10 protein-coding genes and 1 pseudogene are annotated in these 9,495 nt (G+C 71.0%); 4 read left to right on the plus strand and 7 right to left on the minus strand.

What is annotated here, in order from left to right:
• Nucleotides 1-1,379, plus strand: a 1,379-nt coding sequence (locus EAO70_RS30080; RefSeq protein WP_187284099.1) for a ricin-type beta-trefoil lectin domain protein, incomplete at its 5' end; no start/stop codon positions are given.
• Between the two features lie 48 nt (nucleotides 1,380-1,427).
• Here EAO70_RS30080 and EAO70_RS30085 read toward each other — a convergent pair.
• From EAO70_RS30085 to EAO70_RS30100, 4 genes and pseudogenes are all read right to left on the minus strand, one after another.
• Nucleotides 1,428-2,066, minus strand: a complete 639-nt coding sequence (locus EAO70_RS30085) for a lipoprotein (RefSeq protein ID WP_148005996.1) — start codon at nucleotides 2,064-2,066, stop codon at nucleotides 1,428-1,430.
• Between the two features lie 75 nt (nucleotides 2,067-2,141).
• The gene (locus EAO70_RS30090; protein ID WP_148005997.1) at nucleotides 2,142-2,783 is read right to left on the minus strand and encodes an HAD family acid phosphatase; all 642 of its coding nucleotides are present in this window, start codon (nucleotides 2,781-2,783) and stop codon (nucleotides 2,142-2,144) included.
• 314 nt (nucleotides 2,784-3,097) lie between these two features.
• A complete protein-coding gene (locus tag EAO70_RS30095; protein ID WP_148005998.1) occupies nucleotides 3,098-4,792 on the minus strand; it encodes a fumarate hydratase in 1,695 nt (564 codons plus the stop codon).
• 189 nt (nucleotides 4,793-4,981) lie between these two features.
• Nucleotides 4,982-5,194: pseudogene (locus tag EAO70_RS30100) on the minus strand (hypothetical protein); the annotation flags it as partial.
• Between the two features lie 113 nt (nucleotides 5,195-5,307).
• On the opposite strand from EAO70_RS30100, the gene EAO70_RS30105 reads away from it, so the two are divergent.
• Nucleotides 5,308-6,027 (plus strand): DUF1707 domain-containing protein, encoded by a 720-nt coding sequence (locus EAO70_RS30105; RefSeq protein WP_148005999.1) that lies wholly within the window; start codon nucleotides 5,308-5,310, stop codon nucleotides 6,025-6,027.
• 206 nt (nucleotides 6,028-6,233) lie between these two features.
• On the plus strand, nucleotides 6,234-6,605 hold the full coding sequence (locus tag EAO70_RS30110) for a WhiB family transcriptional regulator (protein WP_148006000.1): 372 nt from the start codon (nucleotides 6,234-6,236) through the stop codon (nucleotides 6,603-6,605).
• Nucleotides 6,606-6,657: 52 nt separating this feature from the next.
• Here the strand turns inward: EAO70_RS30110 and EAO70_RS39665 are convergent, their stop codons facing one another.
• Entirely contained in the window at nucleotides 6,658-6,789 is a 132-nt protein-coding gene (locus EAO70_RS39665) for a hypothetical protein (RefSeq protein WP_261993119.1), read from the minus strand.
• 174 nt (nucleotides 6,790-6,963) lie between these two features.
• Nucleotides 6,964-7,998 (minus strand): class II fructose-bisphosphatase, encoded by a 1,035-nt coding sequence (glpX, locus tag EAO70_RS30115; RefSeq protein WP_148006001.1) that lies wholly within the window; start codon nucleotides 7,996-7,998, stop codon nucleotides 6,964-6,966.
• A 134-nt stretch (nucleotides 7,999-8,132) separates the two neighbouring features.
• Here glpX and EAO70_RS30120 point away from each other — a divergent pair, with 134 nt between their 5' ends.
• Nucleotides 8,133-8,648, plus strand: coding sequence for a DUF4245 domain-containing protein (locus EAO70_RS30120; RefSeq protein ID WP_261993162.1), 516 nt, complete (start codon nucleotides 8,133-8,135; stop codon nucleotides 8,646-8,648).
• 100 nt (nucleotides 8,649-8,748) lie between these two features.
• Here the strand turns inward: EAO70_RS30120 and EAO70_RS30125 are convergent, their stop codons facing one another.
• A complete protein-coding gene (locus EAO70_RS30125; protein WP_148006003.1) occupies nucleotides 8,749-9,339 on the minus strand; it encodes a malonic semialdehyde reductase in 591 nt (196 codons plus the stop codon).
• Nucleotides 9,340-9,495: the final 156 nt, after the last annotated feature.

Genomic DNA, 9,495 nt, shown 5'->3' on the forward strand with positions numbered 1-9,495 from the left:
CCCTCGAAGCCATCAGGGCCGCCGAGGCGACCAGGATCTACGGCAGCCCCGAGGAGCGCCCTCCCGCCCAGCGCAGGACCGGCCTGATCTCGCTCGGCGACAGCGAGATCTCCGGCGAGGGCGTCGGCACCTACGAGTCCCCGACCAACGGTCCCACCAACTGGTGTCACCGCTCGCCCGAGGCCGCCATCCACCGCACCGGAATCCCCGCGGACCTCACGTTCAACGTGTCCTGCTCCGGCGCGTACACCGGCAACATCCGGATCGGCGGCGCGAAGCAGTACGCCGACGAACTCGTCCAGAGCGACAACCTGGCCGTCAAGGCGCGCAACACCCGGATCAAGATGATCACGCTCGTCGCCGGCGCCAACGACGACCTGCAGTTCGGGCCCGTCATGACCGACTGCGTCCAGCGCTACCTCCTCCTCCAGGGCGCCTGCGAGCCCACGTACGCGAGCGGCTGGCAGGCCCGCGTCGACGCGCTGGTCCCCAAGGTCGAGCAGACCGTCCGTGACCTCAGGACGGTGATGCGCGACGCGGGGTACGGCGACGGCGACTACAAGCTCGTCCTCATGGGCTACCCCAGCCCCATCGGCCCCGACTTCCGCGACAACCCGAACTTCCCCGGCAAGCTGATCTGCGGCGGACTCGGCTACGACTCCGACACCGTCTGGGGCCGCAACACCGCCGTCCCCGCCTTCGAGCGCGGGATGCGCGCGGCGGCCGCCTCCACCGGAGCCGTCTACCTCGACAACTCGCGGCTCTTCCACGGCCACGAGGTCTGCATGGAGGATCCCTGGGCCCGCGGCCTCTACATCGACCTCTCCAAGCCCGGGACCCCGGACGAGAACTCCGTACGCCAGTCCTTCCACCCCAACGCGCGCGGCCACGCCGCCTTCGCCTCCTGCCTCACCCAGATCTACAACTCCAACCTGCGTGAAGGAAGCTGTGCGGACGTCAACTCCTCGGGCACCCCGACGCTCTTCCCGCTCGCCTGGGACGACGCGTACAAGCCGCTGAGGAACGGGGCGACGGGCAACTGCCTCGACGTCGACGCGGCCACCTCCTCCAACGGCACCGCCGTCCTCGGCTGGGACTGCCACGGCGGCCGCAACCAGGGCTGGTGGTACGACTCCGCCCGCCGCACCGTCCACACCGCACTCACCCAGGACCGCTGCCTGGACGTTCCGTCCGGCTACCAGGCGGGCAGGGCGCTCGTCCTGTGGAACTGCCACGGCGGCGCCAACCAGCGGTTCGTACGCGACGGCGCCACGATCCGCCCGGCCGAGGCGACCGCCCTCTGCCTCACCCAGAGCGCGGCGAAGCAGCCGATCAGGCTCCAGAACTGCGACGGCTCGGCGAACCAGAAGTTCGCGTAGCGGGCGTACGCCGGCCGGGACCGCGGGCCCGGCCGGCGGTGCGCGCGATCAGCGGGTCCTGAGCGTGGTCCTGGCCAGCTCGTAGGCCGGGACCATCGCCCGGTGCTCCCCGGTGTCGAGCCCCCCGAGGTGCACGATCACCGTCCCCTTCGGCGTCGCGACGGCGAAGGCACGCTCCTCCTTCGACTCCTCCGCCCCCGCGTCGCGGACGGCGTACGTCACCTCGGTGACGGGGCCCGCGCCGGACCGGCTCTCCCGGTAGGCGACCGCGGAGGTGTTCCCTTCCGCCGCCACGAACCCTTCGAGGGCGGCCCTGGCCGACCCCTTTCCGGCCGTCCACACCCGGAGGAACCCCACATGGCCGGCCGGCTTGGCGTCCACCTCGCAGCGCACGGTGGCCGGCCCCTGCCGGGTGAGCGCCGCGAACTCCGGGTCCTCGGGGTCCTCGACCGCCTTCGGCGCCCACCGCTCCGCCAGCGCGAAGGAGACGGGCAGCGCGCAGCCGGAGCCCGCACCGCCGACGGTCCGGCGCGCGGCGGCCGCAGGCGTCTTCGTGGCGGGCGCGGCGGTGGGGCGCGGACCCGGGACGATCTCGGGCATCGGCTCCACGTCGGCACACCCGGCGAGCAACAGCCCCGCCACCAGGCTCGCGACGGCCGCGGCCGGGGTCCGTACGGCAGGTCTCATGCGCGTCAGGGTAGCGGCGGGCCGGCCGCCGCCGGCCGCCGGGCGTCTCCGCCCGACGGACCGGCACCGGCCGGATCAGGAGAGCTTGCCGCCGTAGTCCGGCAGCTTGAAGGTGCGCTCGGCGTGGCCGCCGACCAGGTCGGTGGTGTTGTTGCCGATGTTCGCGATGATCGTGTAGCCCTTGGCCTCGATCTTCGCGCGCTGCGCCGTCTTGTACGCGCCGACCTCGGCGAACAGGTCGGGGATCGAGCGCACGTACAGCCCGTCGACCGGGAAGCCGGCCTGCTTCAGGTTCCAGTCGGTGAGGGAGTGGATGATCCCCGGCCGGGCGGTGACGAAGAAGACGTCGACGCCGCGGTCGTGGGCCGCGCGGACGAGGGCCCGCACCTCGGGGATGGCCGGGGTCGGCAGCTCCCAGAAGGGGTGGAAGTCCGTCTCCAGCGAGCTGTTGTCGATGTCGAGGACGATCGCCTGCCGCTCCTCGTCGGCGTCCTCGGAGCGCGCCTCGACGTACGGACGGGCCTGCGCCACGACGGCCGCCACGTCACGGCGCCAGGTCGTGTAGTCGACGTCCTTGAGGGCCGCGGCCGACGTGCTGTGGCCGTCCGGGTCGGAGGCGGAGGCGGCGGGCGCGGGACCGACGACGAGAAGGGCGGTCAGAGCGAGCGTGGCGGTGGTTCCGGCGGCGGCGCGCCTGCGGACGGGCGTGAGCGGCATGGGGGGCTCCTTGATCGGCCGGCTCAGGACTTTGGCATGCTCGCGCCCAATACTGGACAGTAGGCAACGAGATGGCTACCGGTCGGTAGCGACTTTCTGAGCGAACGAAGAAGCGGCGGAAGCCCTTCCGCGCGGCGGGTCGGGCGGAGGCCCCCGAGCGGCGGGGTACGCGGAACCGGGCGGAGGTCCCTCCGCGCGGCGGACTTCGCGGAGCCGGGGTAACGACGAAGCCCCCGGTCCGAGGGGACCGGGGGGCGCAGGCGCGTCATGTGCCAATCGTCGTGACGGGGGCCGGAGCCCCGCGTACCGGCCGATCAGCCCAGACCGGGACCCCGTACCGGGATGTGGGTGAACGTCGGCTCGGGGGCCGGGTTCTGGAAGAAGTCGTTGCCCTTGTCGTCCACCACGATGAACGCCGGGAAGTCCTCGACCTCGATCTTCCAGACCGCTTCCATGCCGAGCTCCTCGTACTCGACGACCTCCACCTTCTTGATGCAGTCCTGCGCGAGCCGCGCCGCCGGGCCGCCGATCGAGCCGAGGTAGAAGCCGCCGTGGCTGCCGCAGGCGTTCGTGACCTGCTGCGAGCGGTTGCCCTTGGCCAGCATCACCTTCGAGCCGCCCGCCGCCTGGAACTGCTCCACGTACGAGTCCATCCGGCCGGCCGTCGTCGGGCCGAAGGAGCCGGAGGCGTAGCCCTCGGGGGTCTTCGCCGGGCCCGCGTAGTAGACCGGGTGGTCCTTCAGGTACTGCGGCATCTCCTCGCCCGCGTCCAGCCGCTCCTTGATCTTGGCGTGCGCGATGTCGCGCGCCACGACCAGCGGGCCGTTGAGCGAGAGGCGGGTCTTCACCGGGTACTTGGTCAGCTCGGCGAGGATGTCGTCCATCGGCTGGTTCAGATCGATGGTGACGACGTCGCTCTCCTCGGAGAGGCCCGCGGCGGAGCCGCTGTTCAGCTCCGTGTCGGTGGTCTCCGGCAGGAAGCGCGCCGGGTCGGTCTCCAGCTGCTCCAGGAAGACGCCCTCGGCGGTGATCTTCGCGACGGCCTGGCGGTCGGCCGAGCAGGACACGGCGATCGCGACGGGCAGCGAGGCGCCGTGGCGGGGGAGGCGGACGACGCGCACGTCGTGGCAGAAGTACTTGCCGCCGAACTGCGCGCCGATGCCGATCTTCTGCGTGAGCTCGAAGACCTTCTCCTCCAGCTCCTTGTCACGGAAGCCGTGCCCGGTGACGGCGTCGCCCTCGGCGGGCAGCTCGTCCAGGTAGTGCGCGGAGGCGTACTTCGCGGTCTTCAGCGCGAACTCGGCGGAGGTGCCGCCGACGACGATCGCCAGGTGGTACGGCGGGCAGGCGGCCGTGCCGAGCGAGCGGATCTTCTCCTCCAGGAACTTCATCATGGAGGCCTCGTTGAGGACCGCCTTCGTCTCCTGGTAGAGGAAGGACTTGTTGGCGGAGCCGCCGCCCTTGGCCATGAAGAGGAACTTGTACGCGCCGCCGTCGGTCGCGTACAGCTCGATCTGCGCGGGCAGGTTCGAGCCGGTGTTCTTCTCCTCCCACATGGTGACCGGGGCCATCTGCGAGTACCGCAGGTTCAGCTTGGTGTACGCGTCGTAGATGCCCTTGGACAGGGCCTCCTCGTCGCGGCCCGGGGTCAGCACGTTCTGCCCGCGCTTGCCCATCACGATCGCGGTGCCCGTGTCCTGGCACATGGGCAGGACGCCGGCGGCGGCGATGTTCGCGTTCTTGAGGAGGTCGAGCGCGACGAACTTGTCGTTCGACGAGGCCTCGGGGTCGTCGATGATCCGGCGCAGCTGGGCCAGGTGGGCCGGGCGCAGGAAGTGCTGGATGTCGTGGATCGCCTCGGCGGCCAGCGTGCGCAGCGCCTCCGGCTCGACCTTGAGGAACGTACGGCCGTCGGCCTCGAAGGTGGAGACACCTTCGGAGGTCACCAGGCGGTAGGGCGTGGTGTCCTCTCCCAGGGGGAGCAGATCGGAGTACGCAAACTCTGGCATGGGGGCCATTCCTCACTCGGCAAGACGGCGCACCGCCTCCGTTGGCGAGTGCGTCCTCCAGCGTAGAACGCGGCTACCGGCCCGGTCCTGTGAGGTAAGGCTCACTTGCCGGGGGCACCCTGCCGGAGTGGCGCGCCGGTGCCGCTCCGGCAGGGTGCCCCCGGCAAGTGAGCCTTACCTCACAGGACCCACGTTGCCGAAGATCGACGTGGCGTTGATCGTGGTCAGCCGCTGCGCGAAGATCGCCTCGGTCAGGTCGATCTCGATGTTCCCGAAGAGCGCGAACGCGTTCGTCCGGCGGCTCACCCGCCACCGCCCCTTGCGGGTGGTGCTGGAGAAGATCGCGACGAGGTTCGCCGGGGGGCCGTCGACGTCCTCCGGTCCGTACGCGTAGTCCGGGGCGGGCGGTCCGCAGGGCCAACCGGCCCCCCGCGCCGTCGGGTTCACGCCCTTCGTCCACAGGTCGCGGCCCCGCCCTCTGGTCGCGATCTATCGCGTTTCGCTAGGCTGGCGGCGTGGACCTCGAAAAGAAGCCCGAACCCGAAAAGCAGCCGGAGCCGCAGCGGCAGGCCGCACCCGCCGAGCCCGCCCCCGCGGAGCCCGCCTTCGCCGACCCGCGGGGCTCGCTGCGGGCCTCGGACGCGGACCGGGACCGGATCGCGGACATCCTCCGGGACGCCCTGGCCGAGGGGCGGATCGACGCCGAGGAGCACTCGGACCGGATCGACTCGGTGTACCGGGCGAAGACCGTCGGTGAGCTGGAGCCGATCGTCCGCGACCTGCCGGGCGCCCGGACCCGACAGGAGCCCGCCCCGGACTACGCGTACGGACCGGAGGACGTCGACGGCCCCCCGGCGAACCTCGTCGCGATCTTCTCCAGCACCACCCGCAAGGGGCGGTGGCGGGTGAGCCGCCGGACGAACGCGTTCGCGCTCTTCGGGAACATCGAGATCGACCTGACCGAGGCGATCTTCGCGCAGCGGCTGACCACGATCAACGCCACGTCGATCTTCGGCAACGTGGAGGTGCGGGTCCCGGAGAACATCAGCCTGCGGGGCAACGGCAGCGGGATCTTCGGCAACTTCGAGGTCGTGACCCTGGAGGGCGTCGACCCGCACGCCCCGGTCGTCGTCATCAACGGCTACTCGGTCTTCGGGAACGTCGAGGCCAGGCCCAAGCGCGGAAAGTGGATCACCGACCTCCAGGACAGGATGCGCAAGCACCTCGGCCACTGACGCGGACGGGTGCCGGGCGCATGCCGGAAGGACGTCGGACGGGCGTCGGACGGGCGCCGGACGGGCCCGTCACCGGGGGGTGACCGGAATTCGCCCTCGGGTATCCGCAGAGCGGAACGGCGGGGCACGCAGTGCATAGGCGCGCGCACAGCGGGTAGGGCTGGGGCATCGCCGCTCGCTCGCGAAGCCGTCGTCAGGAGTAGACCGTGCTGCAACTGCCGCATCAGCCCCTCCAGGTCGCCGCCGTGCCCCCCCAGCGCGTCCCTGCACGGGAGGACGAGGCCGGTCCATGGCACGCGGAGGCGGTGTGCCGCCGGGACGAGGCCGGGCTGTTCTTCGCCCCCTCCAAGGAGCCGACCGCCGCGCGGCTCGCCCGGGAGGCGGCGGCCAAGCGGGTCTGCGGCCGCTGCCCCGTGATGGTCCAGTGCCGCGAGCACGCACTGCTCCAGCCCGAGCCGTACGGGGTGTGGGGCGGGCTCACGGCGGCCGAGCGCCGCGTCGCCCTGGCCCGCCGCCGGCGGCGCGAGGTGGAACTCCGCAAGGCGGCCGCGACCGACCGCGTGGCCCAGGCCGGCTGACGGCCGAGGGCGACCAGTACAGCGGGCGCGGCCAGTACGACAGCCAGGACAGTCAGGACAGCGAGGCGGGCTGACGGCCGAGAAGACAGCCGGTACGACCAGCACAGCCGGGCCGGCGGCTGACGGCCGAGGACGCGACCAGCACCACCGTCACCACCAGCATGAGCAGCACGAGCAGCACCACCGGCGCAGTCAGGCCGGCCGACCGCCGCGTACGGCCTCCGCGCCCGACGGGAGCGCGGGTCCACCCGCAGGTCCGCACCGCCGTCGTTCCGAACGAGAAGGGGCGCCCCCACCGCACATGGGGGCGCCCCTCTTCGTGTCGGCCCCGGACCGCGGCCGCGGTCCCGGGTCGCGGCTACTTCGCCCGGTCGAAGTCGATCTTGCTGTAGGCGCGCAGCTTCGAGAGCCGGTGCGTGGAGTCGATCTGGCGGATCGTGCCGGACTTCGAGCGCATGACGAGCGACTGCGTGGTCGCGGTCTCGGCGCGGTAGCGCACCCCGCGGAGCAGCTCGCCGTCGGTGATGCCGGTCGCGACGAAGAAGACGTTGTCGCCGCCGACCAGGTCGTTCGTGGAGAGCACCCGGTCGAGGTCGTGGCCCGCGTCGAGCGCCTTCTGGCGCTCCGCGTCGTCCTTCGGCCACAGCTTGCCCTGGATGACACCGCCGAGGCACTTGATGGCGCAGGCGGAGATGATGCCCTCGGGGGTGCCGCCGATGCCCATGAGCATGTCGACGCCGGTGCCCTCGCGGACGGCCATGATCGAACCGGCGACGTCGCCGTCCGAGATGAACTTGATGCGGGCGCCGGTCTCGCGGATCTCCTTGACGATGCCCTCGTGGCGGGGGCGGTCCAGGATCATGACCGTGATGTCCTCGGGCGAGGAGTTCTTCGCCTTGGCGACCCGGCGGATGTTGACCGAGACGGGGGCGTTGATGTCGACGAAGTCGGCGGCCTCGGGGCCGGTGACCAGCTTGTCCATGTAGAAGACCGCGGACGGGTCGAACATGGCGCCGCGGTCGGCGGCAGCGAGGACGGCGATCGCGTTCGGCATGCCCTTGGCGTTCAGGGTGGTGCCGTCGATCGGGTCGACGGCGATGTCGACCTCGGCGCCGGTGCCGTCGCCGACCCGCTCGCCGTTGAAGAGCATGGGCGCCTCGTCCTTCTCGCCCTCGCCGATGACGACCACGCCGTTCATCGAGACGGTGGAGATCAGGGTGCGCATGGCGTTGACCGCCGCGCCGTCCGCGCCGATCTTGTCGCCGCGGCCGACCCAGCGGCCGGCGGCCATGGCGGCGGCCTCGGTGACGCGGACCAGCTCAAGGGCGAGGTTGCGGTCGGGAGCCTCGGGGGAGACCACGAGCTCGGGCGGCAGATTCTGCTGCTCGGTCATCGGAACGCACCTTTCTGTACGGCGACGGCCGGTTAAGGGAGGGTGCTGCGACTCTATCGGTACGTCGACAAAATGAGCAGAGGGGTCCACGTATGAGCACGGACCCCGGATGCGACCATGGTGCGGTGGCAGGTATGCGAGGCAGGCAGACGGTACGCGGGATGTTCCAGTCCCTCGGGGTGATCTTGGTCGCCGCGGGAGTGATGTATCTCTTCATTCCGCATGATGAGAGCGCCGAACCGGTCAAGGCGAAGGACTACCGGGTCGAGCTCCTGACGGCTCAGCGGGCGGCACCGTATCCGGTGCTCGCCCCCGAGGGCCTCGGTAAGGGCTGGAAGGCGACGGTCGTCTCGTACAAGCGCGAGAACTCCAACGCCTGGCAGCTCGGTTTCCTCTCGCCGGACACCCAGTACGTGGCGATCCACCAGTCGACGGCGGCGCCGAAGACCTTCGTGCCGGACGTCACCCAGCGGGCGAAGGACACCGGGAGGACCGAGACGGTGGCGGGCCAGGTGTGGCAGCGCTGGGAGGGCCCGAAGTACGACGCGCTGGTGCGTGTGGACGGCGGGGCGACGACGGTGGTGACCGGTACGGCGTCGTTCGAGCGCCTCTCGGAGATGGCGGCGTCGCTGCAGGCGAAGAAGGTCTGAGCGGTAGCGGTCCGGTCCGGGCGCGTCCGCGCCGGGGAGAACGTGAGGAAGGCCCCGCACTCGTGGAGTGCGGGGCCTTCCTCACGTTCGACCTTCGGGGTCAGACGGTGGTGATGACCTCGTCGAAGGAGAGGCGCGGGGAGCGCGGGAACCAGGCGTCCTCGCCGGGCTTGCCGATGTTGACGACCATCAGCGGGGTGTGGTCGTCGTCCAGGAACTCCTTCTGGACGCCGGCGAAGTCCAGGCCGGTCATCGGGCCGGCGGCCAGGCCGGCGGCGCGGACGCCCACGATGAAGTACGCGGCCTGGAGGGCGGCGTTCAGGATGGCGGACTGCTCGCGGACCGGGCGCTCGGCGAAGAACATGTCCTTGGCCTGCGGGAAGTGCGGGAGCAGGGCCGGGAGGTCCTCGTGGAACTCGTTGTCGGCCGAGAGGATCGCGACGAGCGGAGCCGTGGCGGTCTTGGGGCGGTTGCCCTCCGCCATGTGCTTGACCAGGCGCTCGCGGGCCTCGGGGGAGCGGACCAGCGTGATGCGCAGCGGGGTCTGGTTGAAGGCGGTCGGGCCGTACTTCACCAGGTCGTAGATCGCCTGGACCTGCTCGTCGGTCACCGGCTCGTCGGTGAACGTGTTGGCGGTGCGGGCCTCGCGGAAAAGGAGATCCTGAGCGGCGGCGTCGAGAACGAGAGACATGCTGCGTACCTTCCGGACTGCAAGGGGGCTCGCTCGTAGGGGAATCAAGCGATGTCCTCGACAGTACGCCGAAGATTGGTGAAAGTTCAACCAATCCATCCGGATAGTGATCCGCTTCACTCGCAGTCTACGCCGGGGGCGGGGTGGGCCGCGGTG

This window comes from Streptomyces sp. adm13(2018), assembly GCF_008042145.1.
GTDB lineage: Bacteria > Actinomycetota > Actinomycetes > Streptomycetales > Streptomycetaceae > Streptomyces.